Annotated in this window: 14 protein-coding genes and 1 pseudogene; 4 read left to right on the forward strand and 11 right to left on the reverse strand. The window is 51.1% G+C overall.

What is annotated here, in order from left to right; genetic code table 11:
- Positions 1–255: transposase (locus HRU10_02580; protein ID NRA26116.1), on the forward strand; the 255-nt coding region annotated here is incomplete at its 5' end.
- Positions 256–692: 437 nt separating this feature from the next.
- Here HRU10_02580 and HRU10_02585 read toward each other — a convergent pair.
- From HRU10_02585 to HRU10_02615, 7 genes and pseudogenes are all read right to left on the reverse strand, one after another.
- Positions 693–2,051: an RHS repeat-associated core domain-containing protein gene (locus HRU10_02585; GenBank protein NRA26117.1), complete on the reverse strand. Its 1,359-nt coding sequence runs from the start codon at positions 2,049–2,051 to the stop codon at positions 693–695.
- A gap of 767 nt (positions 2,052–2,818) precedes the next feature.
- Positions 2,819–4,483 carry a hypothetical protein gene (locus HRU10_02590; protein NRA26118.1) on the reverse strand — a complete coding sequence of 555 codons (1,665 nt, stop codon included), beginning with the start codon at positions 4,481–4,483 and terminating at the stop codon, positions 2,819–2,821.
- On the reverse strand, positions 4,480–5,430 hold the full coding sequence (locus tag HRU10_02595) for an ABC transporter ATP-binding protein (GenBank protein ID NRA26119.1): 951 nt from the start codon (positions 5,428–5,430) through the stop codon (positions 4,480–4,482). Before HRU10_02595 ends, HRU10_02590 begins: the two co-directional genes overlap by 4 nt.
- Before the next feature lie 172 nt (positions 5,431–5,602).
- A complete protein-coding gene (locus HRU10_02600; protein NRA26120.1) occupies positions 5,603–6,334 on the reverse strand; it encodes a DUF2059 domain-containing protein in 732 nt (243 codons plus the stop codon).
- A gap of 244 nt (positions 6,335–6,578) precedes the next feature.
- On the reverse strand, positions 6,579–6,821 hold the full coding sequence (locus HRU10_02605; protein ID NRA26121.1) for a hypothetical protein: 243 nt from the start codon (positions 6,819–6,821) through the stop codon (positions 6,579–6,581).
- The gene (locus tag HRU10_02610) at positions 6,822–7,157 is read right to left on the reverse strand and encodes a DUF4372 domain-containing protein (GenBank protein ID NRA26122.1); all 336 of its coding nucleotides are present in this window, start codon (positions 7,155–7,157) and stop codon (positions 6,822–6,824) included.
- Positions 7,157–8,108 (reverse strand): annotated as a pseudogene (locus HRU10_02615) (IS1595 family transposase). Before HRU10_02615 ends, HRU10_02610 begins: the two are co-directional and overlap by 1 nt.
- Before the next feature lie 86 nt (positions 8,109–8,194).
- Between HRU10_02615 and HRU10_02620 the strand changes: the two are divergent.
- Positions 8,195–8,509 carry a hypothetical protein gene (locus HRU10_02620; GenBank protein ID NRA26123.1) on the forward strand — a complete coding sequence of 105 codons (315 nt, stop codon included), beginning with the start codon at positions 8,195–8,197 and terminating at the stop codon, positions 8,507–8,509.
- Positions 8,510–8,956: 447 nt separating this feature from the next.
- On the forward strand, positions 8,957–9,520 hold the full coding sequence (locus HRU10_02625) for a UPF0236 family protein (protein ID NRA26124.1): 564 nt from the start codon (positions 8,957–8,959) through the stop codon (positions 9,518–9,520).
- Between the two features lie 334 nt (positions 9,521–9,854).
- Here HRU10_02625 and HRU10_02630 read toward each other — a convergent pair whose 3' ends face one another.
- Genes HRU10_02630 through HRU10_02640 form a run of 3 tightly spaced genes read right to left on the reverse strand, consistent with a single transcriptional unit; the run spans position 9,855 to position 15,230 of the window.
- Positions 9,855–13,502, reverse strand: coding sequence for a hydantoinase B/oxoprolinase family protein (locus HRU10_02630; protein ID NRA26125.1), 3,648 nt, complete (start codon positions 13,500–13,502; stop codon positions 9,855–9,857).
- Between the two features lie 9 nt (positions 13,503–13,511).
- Positions 13,512–14,420: an NTP transferase domain-containing protein gene (locus tag HRU10_02635; protein NRA26126.1), complete on the reverse strand. Its 909-nt coding sequence runs from the start codon at positions 14,418–14,420 to the stop codon at positions 13,512–13,514.
- A 3-nt stretch (positions 14,421–14,423) separates the two neighbouring features.
- Positions 14,424–15,230: a fumarylacetoacetate hydrolase family protein gene (locus HRU10_02640; GenBank protein ID NRA26127.1), complete on the reverse strand. Its 807-nt coding sequence runs from the start codon at positions 15,228–15,230 to the stop codon at positions 14,424–14,426.
- An 86-nt stretch (positions 15,231–15,316) separates the two neighbouring features.
- Here HRU10_02640 and HRU10_02645 point away from each other — a divergent pair, with 86 nt between their 5' ends.
- Positions 15,317–16,408 (forward strand): mechanosensitive ion channel family protein, encoded by a 1,092-nt coding sequence (locus HRU10_02645; protein NRA26128.1) that lies wholly within the window; start codon positions 15,317–15,319, stop codon positions 16,406–16,408.
- Positions 16,409–16,420: 12 nt separating this feature from the next.
- Here the strand turns inward: HRU10_02645 and HRU10_02650 are convergent, their stop codons facing one another.
- Positions 16,421–16,813, reverse strand: coding sequence for a gamma-glutamylcyclotransferase (locus HRU10_02650; GenBank protein NRA26129.1), 393 nt, complete (start codon positions 16,811–16,813; stop codon positions 16,421–16,423).
- Positions 16,814–16,846: the final 33 nt, after the last annotated feature.

The raw sequence follows: 16,846 nt of genomic DNA on the forward strand, positions 1-16,846 counted from the left end.
GGCTGGTGGACGAACCCATGGCGTATGCTGCTGAGTGCCTTGGCATACACGATCACCCAGGCGCTCAGAGAGATTGGCTTATCCGGAACCGAGCTTTGCTGTGCCCAGTGCTCCACCATCCGTAGCAAGTTGATCAAGGTGGGAGCGGTCATCGTGCGCAACAGCCGTCGCATTCATCTGAGTCTGAGTAGCGGCTATCCCTTACAGAGCCTATGGCTCCGAATCGCTGACAACTTGAATATAAGACCTGGGTAGTCAGCCAGTGCTAAGATCAACATGGCGCGCCCAAGCAGAAGCGGGAAACATGGAATGGGGGAAAGGGGGCAATGTGTCCAGCGGTCGCCAAAAATCGTGGAAAATCATGAAACCAAGCAAAGAAGCCCGGCAGGAAGACATTTTTATTGTCAACACTGGACTGTCGACATGTTCATGCAAAATCCGGGCTAGGGCAAAATATATATATTTGTTTCAGTACAGCAAGCTGACCACTGGACGTGCCCCTTATTAGGTTCCAATAAAGAACTCAAGGGTGTGGACTTGTTCACAGTAGTAGGCCATGATTCCAGGAGGTAAAATTCATCAAATTTGTTGAATGGGTGTAATATATAATCTGGAACTGCTGCACCTGGTAGATAACTTCTCGCCCCTATCACCTCTTCCCCAAATTCCTCGAAGGTTATTTCTCTTCCAGTTTAAATATAATTACCTAACTTAAATGTAATGGGTTTTCCATGTTCTGCCCAGACCGTAAAAGTGGTGCCTTCTGGGATAATGGTTATGTCCGTAAAACTAGTTCCAGTAGATAATTGTGAATAAACTTCTAAGCTGCCGTGACCGCTTAAAACTTCGGGATTGTGGATATAACCTTGAAGTAGATATCTAAACAGAGCTGGCACGGGTAACGAATAGAATCCGTATGACCGACCGGATCGAGTGGCATGAGGTGGGGCCTTTTGGGGTATCCTAGGGGCTCCAACATGAACTATCTGCCCGGGAATACGCGTCGTTGTTGGGTTGTATTGCCGGGGAGCGAGAATAGCTGGGGAATCGGCGAAAGTTGTTAAGACATCAGCTAGTTGAACAGAGGCTTCAGCGTGAATGAGTCTTTTTTGTGCGGCGTGAATGCGGGCGTTACTATCACTTGAGTAATACGCACTACGCAAATCGCCGACTGCCTTGAACTCTTCTCGGTTTTGTACTTGGGGTCCATACGCCTCAACCTGCATAACGCGGTTGATCTCAATTTGGCTATTTATGCCCTCGATAGCTCCCCAGGTCCCGAGAGCAGATCCGCCAATAAAGGCTCCAGCCATAAACGGCGGGACGATAGCCAGGTTTCCGCTGGGATCTATATTGTTCACTGGGTCGCCTTCGACATAGGCGTAGCGGTTGCGTGATAAGGGCCGGTGAGCGTGTCCGGGGAAGTCATCGCGCTGCATCCAGCGCCTGAGCTTGGGATTGTAATGCCGTGCGCGTACCCAGAGGAGACCATCGGCGGTTCCCATGCGTTCCCCGTTGTAGCCGAGTGTGGTCCATCCATTGCCTTCTTGATAACGGATGTTGCCGTAGGCGTCATATTCGCGTCGTAGGGTGAGTTCCCCATCATTGTTGATGAGCGCGATGATGGAGCCCTGGTGATCGACTTGTGGGAAACTGAGCTCTTCAGATGCGATCTGGCCGAACTGCTCGCCGGCGTAGTGAATGACCTTTTGGGAGCTCAATCCGAGCGGCCCACAGGCATACATAATGGTACGCCGTTCGATGATTTGCTCGGGAAGTAATTCCTTCTCAGCCAAGGCGTGCTGATAAGTGAAGCGTTCCTCGCCAACGACGCGTGGGTATTGGGCAAGTTCGTCGACGATGAGGTGGCTGACGATGGTGGTGAAACCGGAGGCCTCATTCCCATAGTGCACGGTCTCCTTGGCGAGAAGGCCTGCGGCGTCGTAGGCGTATTCCGTCTCAGCAAAGCCAGATGTGCGTATGAGCCGACCAGCTGCATCGTATTGGACAGTGATTTGTTCGAAGTTACTGACACTTGCTGCCGTCAGCATTGCGCCTATGCCATTCAATAATAAAATGATTAATTGTGAAAAAGGTATTTTGAAAAAATTCATTTGGATCTGTAACTAATAAGTTATTTGAAACTGAAACGTGTGGATATAAAAATTATAGGTTATAGTATCACCCTCCAGATTGAGTTCTCTTATATTTTAAGTTTAATTATACGAATTTAGATGTGAAAAATACAAGGTCTCTCCAATTCATCGGTAAATAGATTGGAAATGCCGGGTGTCTAGTTCATATCTGTTACTATAATTTCGTTTAGACTGATAACTAAAATACTGCATCTACCTCTTATTTCATTAGCGATACAGGATTGGGCTATCGAGTCTTTATGTGAGACTGGTATGAATGCATTTGATAGCTTTGGATCGATCCTTGGCCCGTTACAATTAGGGACGTCTGTCGTCAGAGCTAACATAGGGACAACGTTATCGTGGGTAACATTCTCAAATTTGAGGAAGAGTTGAGCACTTCCTAGAAAAATAACGATCTAAATATTAGTTTTATGAATCCGTCAACTCTCTCCTGAAAATACAGCTAAATTTTTTATAAACAGTTTGCCGGGTGCGACTGAAGGGTCGCCTACAATCACGATGCAACAAGCCAACTCGGTGAGCTGATGCATTTTTATCGGGCAAAGTCAAAGGTTGCTTACGGCGAGCACTACTGTCCAACCTAGGATAACCTCTGATTGTGCCATAGATCGGGGCAACGGAGGAGCATGCGGTTCGCTTCCGTCGCTTTGGCTAGTAATCTAATCTACCCGAATCCGCGTTCGAATCATCTTCCTCGCTTGAAAGAGCCTGTAGACGATGAATAGCGAGACGAAACTATGGACCAAAAGGGAAAACTTAAATGCGTAGGGAATCGCCCGTGCGATGCTGCTAAGGTCGAGTTGGCCAATCCCGAGTTCGGTGAAGCTAAAGGCAATGGGTAGGGTCAGGGGACACAGGGCGGTAATCCAAACCGAGAGCGTGGCCTGGTCTAAAATGCCGCTGATGAGGCCAGTGAGTAGAGGAACGACTACCGCTATGATGCCCGCAAATAAGAGAGCAATGCGTCCTTGCCATTCGAGCAGCGACTGAAATCCCACGCCGACCACGAGCAGAATCAGCCATACATAGAGGAAGTGTTTGAGCTCGGCATGGTGACCCGGGAACCAGGGGGACTCTACCAACCCCTTCAAGAAGAGGAACCAGCCCGCTGCTCCGAGTGTGCAGAGCGCAAGGGTTGCGGGCAGGGCGCTACTGGCTTTGTCATTCCAATTTAGGCGTGAATAGCCAAATTTTCGGGCGCGTTGCCAGCCGCGTATCTGCTTGTTACGGTCGGGGGTGATGATGTTTACGATCAGCATGATCAACACGAATGTGACCAGGCCGTAAAATCCGCACACTGCAGCGACTTCGATCCAGTCGGGATTCCATACCTGACCTCCGGTCATTTGCTGGCTAAAGCCGACGCTGGGAAAGATTTCACCAGTCGGAATTGCAGGTAGGGCGTTGCCCAGGATGAGGAACTGTATCCAGCCAAAGAAGAGGACGGCCCAGCCCTTGCCGAGTAAGCCCATATCTTGTCGATGCCAGAATCGGCAGAGCATAACAAAAAAGGTGAGTATGAGTCCGGCCTGGGAAATAAGGATAAATACGAAGGATGGAAATTTGAGTCCGAAAAAGCTGACGCTTGGATTCAGGCTTTGGATTATCTGGACGACACTCCCTGTCTCCCGAGGTAAGAAATAGGACCAGGACTCCTCCAAGACCGGTCGGATGGTAAGGTAGCGGAAGACGTTGATGCCAAATTTCGAGACTTCTGGAATGATCGTGTAGAGGCAAAACACGATCGCCATAGAGGATAGAAAGGCCCAGCGACGGTTCTTGATGACCGTCCCAGCCAACACGCCTGTCATGTGGTATAGGAGGGTGGAACAAAAGAAGGTGATGTAGAACGGGAGCCAAATGCTGAGCGCAATTTCTCCGCGAAAAATAGCATATGCGGTGAAGGGCAGGGTCATGGCCGTCAGAGCATACTCTTTGACCGGCATACCGAAAAGATAGCCCACCACTTTCTTGGGTGGCGATAGGGACAAAATGCGCTGGTAGTCAATGACGCCCTCATCCCTTTCTCGCGTCATCCCGCCGGAAACGTTGGCCATGCCGAGAACAAACATAATGAACATCTGAAGGAAGAATAGAACCAAGAACGCCAGACGATAGGCTTCAACCTCAGTCATTTGATCGAATCGCATCGAAAAAGCTACGTTGATCACGATAGCGTAGATCGATAACATGATCACAAGGAGTGTCCAAATGCTGAGTCGTCTCAGCCTCAGGCAAGACCGGCAGTAGCGGCTGAAAATGGGATTCTTCCAGATTTGCAAAAAATCAAGCAGTTCACGGAAGCCTGCGGCGATGGTGCTCATGAGTGATTCTCCTCTGCGATCCGGGTAAGGATGTCTTCGAATGAATTGTGCTTTTCCTCTACCGAACGGAGTGCATAGCCACGCGCGACTAAGTCTGTGAGCAACTGAGCCTGATCATCGAGAGTCCCCGAGAAATCGCAGCTGAGGCGCATTTGGGTATCGTCTACATGGGAGACTCGTGGGTGCTCACGGAGCCAAGCAGCAGCATCTTGTGCCAGATGGGTGAAGCGGATATCCAGGCTCCGCTGGGTCGATTCGAAAGCATCTCGGATGTGCTCGGCGGTCCCTTGGATCAAGAGTTGCCCTTGGTTGAGGATGCAGAGCGATGTGCAGTATTCTGCCAGTTCGCTGAGGATATGGGAGCTCACGATCACCGTCGCCCCATCGGCCGCGATGCGCTTGAGGGTGTGCTTCAGATTGCGCCGCGACAGCGGGTCCAACCCGCTCGCGGGTTCATCCAAGATAAGGATCTCAGGTTGTTGCAGAATAGTTTTTGCAAACACAAGTCTTTGGGTCTGCCCTCGAGACAAGGCATTGCATTTGGCTTTGCGTTGCTCAGTGAGCTCGACCTCTTCCAGTGCCTGATCAACGGCTTCCCTTCGATGCTGTTTGGAGCCGTAAACCCCATAGCTTTGAGCATAGAAATCGAGAAACTCCCAGGCAAATAAATCACTGGGTACCGGTGCTAAATCAGGCATATAACCAATCTTCTGGCGGGCAGCGCGGCTGTCCTCCAGTGCGTCGATTCCAGCGATCATCACGCTGCCATACGTCGGATAGAGGAGGGTGGACAACACCTTTAAGGTGCTCGTTTTACCTGCCCCGTTGGGTCCAACAAACCCGAAGATTTCACCTCGAGCTACCTCCATACTCAGGTCTTTCACGGCGGTGAAGTCGCCGTAGTCGACCCTGAGTTCGTCGATCTGGATGGCGGCAGGTGTAGTCATACACTTACGAACCAGAAAGGGGCGTGAGCTCGAGCATATCCCAATCGGGCGGCTGGGATGCGTGAAACCAGAATCCTCCAAAGCCACCAATAGCCAGGCCGAGGGCGAGTATTCCAAGATATTTCAACATGTCATTCGCAGTATGGCGGATGTGCCGCTGTCGGTCTGAGTGCTATTCTTCAGCAGTGGGTTGAGCCGTTTGCTGTGCAGCCCATTCCTGACTGAGCTCCGGGATACGAGGAATCGCCTTCATCAACTCGGGCATCATGACCTCCATGGACTTTTGCTGGATCTCTGGCATTTTCTCGAGACTGGCCTTGCCTGCTGCAGTGCTGTAAAAGTCCAAAAATCCGTCGAGTTCTTCCGGCGTGAAGATCGTGGCATAGGCTTCGGTCATACCCTCTTCAATCGCCTCAAAGTCCATCATTTCGATCATGAGGTCATACGTCCGTTTTTGAAGATCCGCATAGGCATCAGGGTCAACATTTCCAGGAACGAGTTGCTTCATATTTTGTGTCATCGCGTCCCGTTGTGCTGTGAGCCCTTCCTTAATCATCTTCTCGAAATTGGACAGGCGTATGACCTCCTCTGCCTTGGTTAAGGCATCCACGTCATCGGGCTGGTAATTTGACGAAGACAGGGCGATGACGATTTCCTTTCCAGTGTCATCTTTCAGGTAGAGTGTTTGTTTTTCCCGGTCGTAGCGCTCCAATTTGTGGCCTCGGAATGACTGGCCGATTTCTACCCAACGGCTTTGAGCTCCACCACCCGTCGAGAGTGAAAAGGCGACGCGATCTCCCATATCCAGGATGGCTTTGAAGGTGATGGAACTCGGTGTTTCCTGAGCCCAGGTGGTTGTGGTGACGAGCGCTGTTAAAAAGACAGCAAGGATGATTTTTTTCATGTTGGATGGGTTGGGTTGAATTGAATAAGAGTTCCTCAATAAACGAGACAGCTCGAAAGGTGGTAGAAAGGTTGTAAGGATTTAAGTTAACTGGTTTCAAGACTTGCTAAAACCTCATGCTTCATACGATCCGATTCCGTCGAGGTCTTCGGCATCTATGAGCGTCACACTGCTACAATTTGTTCACCCGGCCCTGGAAAAATCTCGGGTGAACCGTTATTTGCTGAATCAGGCGGCTGCACTTTCAGCGGTGCGCGTCCTCCTCGATGACAGTGAACGAGGGCAGGAAAGTTTGCAGGTTCAGACCCAGGTGCAGCTTGGCCGCTGCCTTGCGCCGACGGTGCTTGGCCCAGTCCATGCGGTTGGCATCCAGAGCAATAGTTGAAGAATCGATACTGTAAACAGTCTTTTTGAAACGACGGGGCAAACCCTCGTAGCGCCCCGCAGGTCCAAAGCCGGGAAACTGGTTTTGCAGATGATCGAGCATCTACCAGAACAAAGCCTCCATCATGTCGGCATTACGGTTTTTGTTGGCATTCGAGAGTCCGTTGCGACTCGGTGGCGTGGCACCCCGTATCGCGAACAGCTTCACGCTATGGCGGCGCAGCGCGTCACACAAATCTTTTAGCCCGATACAGTGTGTGAGCTGGCAATACAACAAACTGACCATGTGACTCCATGGCGAAAACGTCCTGCTCTTCTGATCGACCTGATACTCCTTTGCCAGCGAGCTGACCGGGTGTGACCAGAAGTGTGTGGAGTAAAATTTCGAATAATTGCATTTTATAGTGTACGAGCATACTGGGTATCCCTTTGGCTCCACTAGGTCCTAGATGTGGTATTTGGAGCAGATTGACCTCCGATCAATCTGCGATAATGCTTGGTTTCGATTTGGACTGCATTTTGTAGTAATCGATAAAATAGCATTCCTCTATGACGACTGGATCTGCGATTAAAACGGAAAGTAAACTCGTCCAGATAGGAGTCTAAGTGTCTAGGGCTGACTGCTCCTTGATGAGTTCCATCAAGCCATCGCTTCAGCAGTGAGGCAACCGTATGAATCTTTGGCAGCAGCTTTATGGCATCCAGTCCATCTTTACGACCTTGCACGCAGGTCCTTCGATGCTGATAACCCTTCTTCTCAATTCCTCGATAGGCTTGCAATCCATCACTATGAATCGTGCTTCTAGACTCGATTACATCTTCGATAAAACTGTGTAAGTGAACTCGGCTTGCATCAGGAATCACTCTCATGTGAGTACGCCCCATTTTCTTGCTTTGTCTTCGACGGCTATCGCGACAGGAGATTTGGTCTGGGTTTCTCGTCCATCAACATCAGCCTCGATGCCTCCAACAAAAGTTTCATCCACTTCGACAAACCCACTGAGTCGGTCTCGATTCGGACTTATCATGGCTCTTCTAAGTTTGTGCAACCAAGTCCAGGCTGTTGAGTATTTTCGTAAACCCAAAATATGCTGCAGGCTCTTCGCACTGACCCCTTGCTTATCACAGGTTACATGCCATATGGCTCGAAACCATAATCTCAAAGGCTTACGGGTTGCTTCAAAATGGTTCCTGCCGTGACAGTGGTTTGATGACGACATTTATTGCAAATGATTCGTCCACGCGATCCATGCCAGTAGTCCGACCCATCGCAGCAGGGACAAACAAAGCCATTCGGCCATCGAAGTCTAAATAAGTAATCACGGCAGGCCTGCTCATCTGGAAAAAACTCCTCCAGCTCCAAAAGACTTCTTGGATATTCTTCTGACATTCATGACCGAATACACCACATCTAGTGCCAGGTGGAGCCAAAAAGATACCTAGTGCAAGCGTTCACAAGCCTGAAATAGGCTTGGGATGACATCTAAAAAATCAGAGCTCAAACAAGAACGTATTCAAAAGACTATGGAGCGCTTGTCCGAGAACGACTTGCTCCTAGAACGGATCGAAGATTTTCTTGAAACCGCTTATAGCGATAAATCTGCCGCACTCGATGAGATTGAAACCAAGCTCATTGATTTATTGCGTGAAGTGGGCAATGAGAGCCTGGCTCAGTGGGCTGCGAGCAAGGAGAAGGCTGTTCACAAAGAGCTCAAAAGTGAGTATGAGCAGGTCCAACAGCGCGAAAAAAAACGCTCCATTTTTACACCACCTTCGGACGCGTCAAAATAACCGAGCGGATCTGGCGTACACCTAGCAAGTCCTATCTGCGTCGTCTCCCAGAGGCTCTGGGTGTCAGTTGCAGGGGGGTGTCAGGGCGCCTACGTGGTGCCTTATATGATTTTGGGTTAGAGGACTCGTTTCGTCGGGCCAACTTTTGTCTACAGCTTCATTATGGATTTAGCCTGAGCGCTGAGCGCATCCGTAAAGTAACCTTAAATCAGGCTCAAACTGAGCGCACTGGGCAACGTGAGCGCGAGCCGGTATCTAGCTTACCCAGCAAAGGAGCCGACGCCATAGTGAGCCAATGTGACGGCTCTATGGTGCGTATAGTCCACACGGCTGAGAATGGCGATGCTCGCAAGAAGCGAGATCTTGATTGGAAAGAAGCCCGTATCTGTGCAGCTCGCGCCTCGGGGACGGATAGCTCATATTACGAAGGCTTAATAGGGGATGTCCATGAGGTGGGACATGCTTGGGCACATGCAACGTTTGAGAGCTGGTTGGGCAGCCCATACCGTTATCCATTGTATGGGAGATGGTGCCTCTTGGATTGCCCAACAAGCCGGACTGCAGTTTCCAGGCAGTTCGTTTCTATTAGATCTTTACCATGTATGTGAATACCTCGCTGAGGCCTCAGAAGTCTGCGCCTTGAAGGAAAGTCCCCAGCGTTGGCAGAAGCGTCAAAGGACCAAACTATTAAAAGGAAAAGCGTCGCAGGTAATAGCGGAGCTAGAGGAAAAAAGTGAGGGGGCTGAAGTGCCCGACGAGCATTCCCCCGTTCGTCTTGCCTATCGCTATCTGAATAATCGAAAGGAGCAACTGGACTACCCCAAGGCCCTCGAAAACAACCTACCTGTAGGCACGGGAATGATCGAAAGTGCGCACAAACAAATCATCCAGCAACGGCTTAAAGGCCCTGGGATGGCTTGGCTGAGGACAAACGCAGATGCCTTAATCTCAGCCCGGGCCCACCGCGCCACCTACATCGAAAGTCAAGAATGGCTCAAAGAGGCCGCATGACTCCCCGCACTTCTGGTCACACCCCCTTTAGTCCGCATCGAATTTCGAGAATGAACGCCAAATTCTGAGTCAATGCTCTACCTCGCCCTTTCTGCTTTAAGACAGACACAGTCGGAGGGTCAGCATCTCAATTTAAGCTTAAAATTCAGCACGCGATTAAGCGCTTGCTTGAATAAGTCATTCTTGAACGATGACACTGGATTCATCGCCAAAACCTCCGTAAGACCAAAGATAGAGATGCGTGTGGACTATCTCGCAAAAGGAGAATTCTGAGAAAAAGCGATGAAGAGTTCAGCATCTGGTTTTTCATCTATCTCTTTAAACCCGGATTATGCTATGGCGCTCCAAAACCACCGCCACCCGGTGTGCGGATGAGAATCGATTCTCCCGCGGCGAAATAGCGGGAGATCATACCGGGGAGTGGGCGTAGATCTCCCGATGTGTCGATCCAGTATTGTTCCCCCGCAGCGCCTCCATCTCCACCGTCGAAACCCGATCCACCCGAGCGACGTCCCTGCATGAGAAGGGACACTGTCATTGGATTGAGAAATCGTATGCGACGCTCGATGCCACTTCCCCCTTCGCGTGTCCCGCGTCCACCTGAATTCTGCCGAACACTGAATTTCTCGAGAATAACAGGATAGCGTTTTTCTAGAATTTCCACGTCGGTGATCGCCGTATTGGTCATGTGGACATGCACAGCAGATGCACCGTCGTAGCCATCCCCTGCCCCCGAACCACCGCAAATCGTTTCGTAATAGCTTCGTGTCGCATCGCCGAAAATGAGATTATTCATCGTGCCTTGTCCGCCGGCCTGAAATCCTAAAGCCGAGATCAATGTTTCGACAATGCGCTGGCTCACTTCGACATTCCCTCCCACGACTGCTGGGCATTCTGCTGGGTTCTGCGTGAACTTGGGAGCTATGAATGACTCGGGTAGTATAATCGAGACACAGCGCATCAGGCCTTCATTGAGGGCCACTGGCTCATTAAGCCAGACACGCAGCACATATAACAAAGCGCTGCGAACGATTGCTTCATTTGCATTTAAACTATCTCTACGCACCGAAGCGGTCCCTGAAAAATCCACAGTCAGCCGCCTTCCTGCGACACGTAAGTCGACCGCAAGCGGCTCACCATCGTCGAGATGACCGGTGAAATGGAAATGACGGCCTTCGTGTCTCTCCAGTAAATCACGCATTTGCTGCTCCGACTCTCCCAGAATGCCCTCCATGCGTGCCAATACCGCATCCATGCCAAAGTCTTGGATGATCGCCTTAAGCTGCTTAGTGCCGGACATCAATGCAGCAAGCTGTGCTCTCAAATCAGACAAATTCTCGGCGATTCGGCGACTCGGATAGCGTGCGCTCATGAGGCAGCTTTCAATGGCATCTAATCGACTCTGGCCTTTTTCAACAATTCGCTGAGGAAAAAACACCACGCCTTCTTCCTCCAGATTCTTGGCAAAGGGTGACATCGATCCAGGCACGCATCCCCCTACCTCAGCATGATGAGCTCGGTTGACAAGGTAACCCACCCGAACACCCCGGTAAAACACGGGCATGAGCAGCGTAATATCGGGTAAATGCGACCCGCCAAACCCGGGATGGTTTGTGACGGCTACGTCCCCCTCTCCCAGATCAAGTTCAGAGACAACGCGTCGGACACACACGCCTAACGCGCCGAGGTGAACAGGAATGTGAGGCGCGTTGGTAATCAGTTCTCCCTGGGCACTAACGAATGCACAAGAGAAGTCTAAACGCTCTTTTACGTTCGTAGACACCGCGGTGCGCTCCAGCTGCTTACCCATCTCTTCGACAAGGCTATTGAAACGCTGAGTAAGGAGTGTCTTGGTGAGTAAATCCCCATTCATACGGGTCGAGGAGTGACGGAAGGCCGTCTCAGTCTCACGCTCAAGCATCCAACTCCCATGGCTGCCCCGATGCACAGACCATCCCGGCAAAACGAGCAGTGTTGTATAAGGATCTTCAATAACTTGAGAAACATCATTCACGGATTGGACGCGCTCAAAGATCTCTTCCTCAGGTTCCCTGATGGTCTCGACAAGTCGACAGCGTGCTACTGCGATCTCAATTACGCTGTGTTCGTCGACATAACCAAAACGTGAAGTATAAGCCGTGCGGAATCGAGTATCTAACTCGTTAGCAGTTGTTGGCATCGGCAGACTCAAAGTGGATTCTTGTCCACGAAACCGGCAATCCAGTTCAACGCGCGGTTCAGTTCCGATCCAATCAATTGCCTGCGCTCGCAGTGCTTCCATTGCCTGCTCCACACGCTCGCTCACGATCGAGAACTCCTCCAAACTCTGATCTATCTGGACTAAGGCGCTCGCTTCACGTCGAGCCTGAGCTAAGCCATAGGCCGAAAGTATTCCCGCATCGGCTGGCACCAGCACCGAATCCATATCCATGCTCTCGGCCAATGCGCAAGCATGCTGACCGCCAGCGCCTCCAAACGCAACGAGTGTAAATTGCCCCGGATCAAAACCATCCTTAATCGAAATCTGCCGCAACGCTTCACTCATGTGTTCATTAGCCAAAGCCCAAAAGGCATTCAGCACTGCATCTCGAGACGCTCCACATGTATCCAGAACCTGTTCCAGCACGCTCTCAGCTGCTTTCGAATCCAAGGGTACTTGAAACGCATCAGGCAACAGGTGCCCCAAAAGCAAATTGACATCGGTCACCGTCAACGGACCCCCGGCGCCATAGCATGCTGGGCCCGGAAAGGCGCCGGCGCTTTCAGGGCCCACGAAATACTGACCATCTCGGAAACTGCAGATCGACCCGCCTCCCGCCGCCACGGTCTCAATCCTCAGCGATGGGGCTTGAATACGCGCATCACCGACACGGTGTTCATTACGGAGTTCTGGCTCTCCAGATACGCGCGACACATCGGTGCTCGTCCCCCCCATATCAAAAGCGATTACCTGATGCAGACCTGCACGCTTCGCCACCGCAGCCACACCGATCACCCCTCCGGCAGGCCCACTCAGCAGGCCATCTTTCGCACGATAGTCACAGCGCGGCATCAAGCCGCCTGAACTACTCATGACTGACAATGAAGCATCCTGCAGAGGCATTTCGACACGATCTAAATAGCGTTTCATGATCGGGCCGAGATAGGCGTCAACAGCGGTAGTCTGAGCCCGAGGAAGAAACTTAGCCATCCCGGACAATTCGGCAGACGAGACGACATACGGGACACCCAGCTCACTCAATATATCCGCCACGCGCTTCTCATCTTCGGGATACGCATTCCCATGGATCAGACAAATTCCTGCGGCCTCACAACCGTCAACTAGGGAAGAAACCACGCGCTCCCGCACCCGATCCCAGGCTTCGGGTTCATGAATCGCTCTTCCATTGGCATCACGCCTGAGTGGAAGCCCAACAACGTTATGGGTCAACGCAGCTCTGGGCTGAATCTCTCTGGCAAAGAGGTCCGGACGACGCTGATCGTCGATACGGAATACATCTTCAAAACCCTCGTTTACAAAGAAAACTACCCGAGCCCCCTTACGCTCCAATAGAGCATTCGTGCCACGCGTCGTAGCTAACTTAAACTCCATTTTTGGAAGCGCATCTACCAGAGCTGTTTGAGTCAGAAGGCGTGCTCCCAAGATGGGGGCCTCCTCTCCAGCAGACAGCTCGACTAAATCACCCAGGCCAAAAGACAGTACATCTCCTGCTAATTTCAGCAGCGAACCGCTAGCCTCGATTACCCTCGTCGAAGCTTTTTTCGTCAATGCGCGCAAGGTGTAGCCTCGTAAAACTGACCCGTGAATCGGCGCGGCAAGCGAGACCTCTACTTCCTCTTGGTATACAGCAGAAATCGTCCCGCGCAGGGCTCCACTCGACAAGACCTTACAGCGCAACCATTGGCCATCAGAGTTTCGGCCGAGGCAGTCAGTAAACGTGCCTCCCGTATCAACACAAATCAGCCATGAATTCTGAGACATCGTCATGGTTCACTCTGCCCACAACGCTGTGGGATATTTTCCCTGTTCAAGAGATCTGTGAATTTCAGACCGAGCTACTGCCAGGTCTTCAGCATGGGTCACCCCGATCCACCGCTCGGGAGAAGCAAGCACGCGAACCACATGATTACTCATCCATTTGTTGAGCACATCAGGAAGACCAAATTCTTGCGTGGAACCAGGTAATTGATCCCCAGCGAACTGCTGTAAAGCCTGCTCCATCTCGATCCAGATTTCCTCAGGAAATCCCATAAGGTTCATCGAAACTGGAGTGGAGGGACTGAGGTCAACGGTGGCTGCAGTGTCATTTACGAGGCCTCGAACCCGGTTTTCCTCTAAAGCAAGCTCTTTGCACTCTATCACGCCGTTCAATAAACCGTGATCTGAGACGTCGCAAATGCCGCGAGACACGCCGCCCAGCGAAGATAGGGTTTGGTCGAGGCGGAAGCTCACCAAAGTCGCAGCGGTCGGGCTGTCTCGGAGCATACTTGCCAATATCGCAAAACTCTCTGCTCCATAGAAGTCATCTGCATTCATCACTGCGCAGGCTCCTCTAACCACGTCCCTTGCCGACCAAAGCGCATGACCTGTCCCCCAGGGTTTGGCGCGCTTTTCTAAAACCTCAGCAGACGGCAGCTCTGGAAAATCATCCGTTTCCTGAAAGACAATCGAGCAGTCCAAGCCATGCTCGAATCGCACCAAAACCGCGTTGCGGAAGTCTTGTTCGATTTCGCGCCGAATCACGAAAACAAAGCGTTCAAACCCAGCGCGCCGCGCATCGTACAAGCCATACTCGATGAGCGTCTCTCCAGAAGGTCCGACCGCAGCCAATTGTTTAGGACCGCCGAAACGGCTCCCCATCCCCGCTGCAAGGATCACCAAGGTCAGCGGTGGGTGCATGCGCTACTTTTTCTCCTCCTTAACGGGATTAGACAGAGTACCAATACCATCGATGCTGATATCGACACGATCGCCTTCCTTTAAAAATGCGGGTGGCTTCTGCGCCGCCCCCACACCTGAGGGAGTTCCCGTTAAAATAACCGTTCCAGGGACCAAGGTCGTACTTCCGCTCAAAAAACTGATTAAAGTCGGGATATCAAAAATCATGTCACCTGTATTGGTCTCCTGCCGAAGCTCGCCGTTTACGCGCGTCCGCATGCTGAGATCGTTAGGGTTCTCGATCTCATCCGTGGTCACCATGCAGGGGCCCAGTGGACAAAACGTGTCAAAAGTCTTACCGCGGGAAAATTGCCCCTCCCCCCACTCAAACTGCCAGTCACGCGCACTTACGTCATTTGCGACGGTGTAGCCCAATACGTAATCAAGGGCTTGCTCAGGTTTCACGTTGCGCGCGGCGCGTCCGATAATAACCGCGAGCTCCGCTTCATAATCGACCTTATGACTGACTAACGTGCGCGGGAGTAAAATAGGTTGGTTAGGATTTTGAACAGCATTCACCGCCTTCATGAAAAGCAATGGGTATTTTGGAAGTGGTTTGCCCGTCTCCTCGGCGTGGGCTCGATAATTCAGTCCGATCCCCAAAATGGCACGCGGATCAATCGGTGCCAGGAGCTGAGCCACGTCGGCATCTTGATCGGTGACATCGAAACTACCGAAGTCCCCCGTGATCACCTTTGGCAGCTGATCCTCACCGCGCCATTCGGCAAATCCCATATTTCCGTCCGAATCCAAATATCTGCAAATTTTCATATTTAAGAGACCAAGTCAGACTTTATGGCCGGATCGCGCAAGCAAACTGCTTTCCCAAGATAAATTCAAATCAACCTGCGTTCATTGTGAGTACTCAAACAGTTATCTTTTTCGTCCTTATTTTCGCCACTGTCCTAGGAGGTTTCCTAGTAAAGAGGCTGGCAGAATTTCTCTATGAAAAATCCTCTGAGAAGCACTGGCTCCGCAAAACGATCTATCTCTCAGTAAGCAAGTCGGCTGTTATTACAGCATTGGGACTCGCTCTGGGCTACGCTGTAGCCGGATCCCATTTGATCGATGAGTTAGATGGGCCCGTGAATCTCTTCACCTTCACGTTTCAAGGTGCCCTGGTGCTCACTTCGGCCATACTCATCCGGATTGGGGTGGGCATCTTCTTTTTCCACGCAGCGGACATCCTAGGATACTGGCTAGATAGCCGATCGAAGAAAACGAAGAATAAGATCGACGATATGCTCACCCCCATCCTCGTGCGCGTGGCGCGCGTTTTGGTGGTATCAGTCACCATCCTGGAAATCGCTCATGTTCTGACTGGTTCTGAGATCAAAACTATCCTTGCCGGCCTAGGTATCGGGGGTCTCGCTGTCGCTCTTGCGGCTCAGGACACACTCAAAAATATTTTTGGCGCTGTAGTCATTTTCATGGAGAAACCCTTCAACCTCGGTGACCGTATCATTTTTGGAGATCATGACGGAACCATCGAAAGCGTGGGGCTCCGTTCGTGCCGCATGCGCCGTTTAGACGGCCATCTTGTGACTATCCCCAACGGAAGTTTATCTGGCGCTGTAATTCACAATGTAGCCAAGCGCCCGTTCATTCGGCGTATTTTTAATATTTCAATTACCTATGACACGCCTCCCGCCAAAATCCGTGAGGCAAAAGAGATCCTCGAAGAGATTTTAGAGAAACACGAAGGCATGGCGGAAGATTTTCCTCCAAGAGTCTACTTCAATGAGTTCAAGGCTTACTCCCTAGATTTCCTTTGCATCTACTGGTATCATCCCCCTGCGTATTGGGACTTCCTCGCCTTCACCGAAAAGGTGAATACTGAAATTGTGGAACGCTTTAATCAAGCGGGTATCGAATTCGCATTCCCGACTCAGTCTATCTACATGAAGGATGTCGGAGATAATTTAAGCATTCCTGATCCGACGAGCTAGGTGAAACCTGCTTTATTCGGATAATCCGAGATCACCAAAATCAATATCATCAGGGAATGCCCAGCTCACAGCCGTCACTCGACTCAGGTTAGTGTAGACGTAAACGGAAGCTTCTAACTTATCTTTGCTGGCATAAACTACATGGACTTCCAGACGATATTCGCTGCCTTCATAGCGATTGAGGAGCTCAAACTCCACTGGGCTCAAATCTAATAGCAGTAATCCCTCTACCTGTTCACCCGACTCAGGGATGATTCCTGGATAGGTTGCCCCAGCTACGCAGAAGCGGCGGAAGCCTCCCAGGTTCGCCGGGCGATTCTTTGGCATGCGCCCGATTACGCGACGGGTCACCTCTGGAATCATTAAAGTACCGTAAACAAATAGGGCTTGGCTGGAACTTACCACGAAGCCGATTGAAATCGAATGCCGCTTGCAGGC

Source organism: Opitutales bacterium (assembly GCA_013215165.1).
GTDB lineage: Bacteria > Verrucomicrobiota > Verrucomicrobiia > Opitutales > JABSRG01 > JABSRG01.

Bases quoted from the DNA above. Each gene is read 5' to 3' on its own strand.
- HRU10_02585 (NRA26117.1), bottom strand. From the start codon at position 2,051: ATGCTGACGGCAGCAAGTGTCAGTAACTTCGAACAAATCACTGTCCAA.
- HRU10_02590 (NRA26118.1), bottom strand. From the start codon at position 4,483: ATGAGCACCATCGCCGCAGGCTTCCGTGAACTGCTTGATTTTTTGCAA.
- HRU10_02595 (NRA26119.1), bottom strand. From the start codon at position 5,430: ATGACTACACCTGCCGCCATCCAGATCGACGAACTCAGGGTCGACTAC.
- HRU10_02600 (NRA26120.1), bottom strand. From the start codon at position 6,334: ATGAAAAAAATCATCCTTGCTGTCTTTTTAACAGCGCTCGTCACCACA.
- HRU10_02605 (NRA26121.1), bottom strand. From the start codon at position 6,821: ATGCTCGATCATCTGCAAAACCAGTTTCCCGGCTTTGGACCTGCGGGG.
- HRU10_02620 (NRA26123.1), top strand. From the start codon at position 8,195: ATGACATCTAAAAAATCAGAGCTCAAACAAGAACGTATTCAAAAGACT.
- HRU10_02625 (NRA26124.1), top strand. From the start codon at position 8,957: ATGAGGTGGGACATGCTTGGGCACATGCAACGTTTGAGAGCTGGTTGG.
- HRU10_02630 (NRA26125.1), bottom strand. From the start codon at position 13,502: ATGTCTCAGAATTCATGGCTGATTTGTGTTGATACGGGAGGCACGTTT.
- HRU10_02635 (NRA26126.1), bottom strand. From the start codon at position 14,420: ATGCACCCACCGCTGACCTTGGTGATCCTTGCAGCGGGGATGGGGAGC.
- HRU10_02640 (NRA26127.1), bottom strand. From the start codon at position 15,230: ATGAAAATTTGCAGATATTTGGATTCGGACGGAAATATGGGATTTGCC.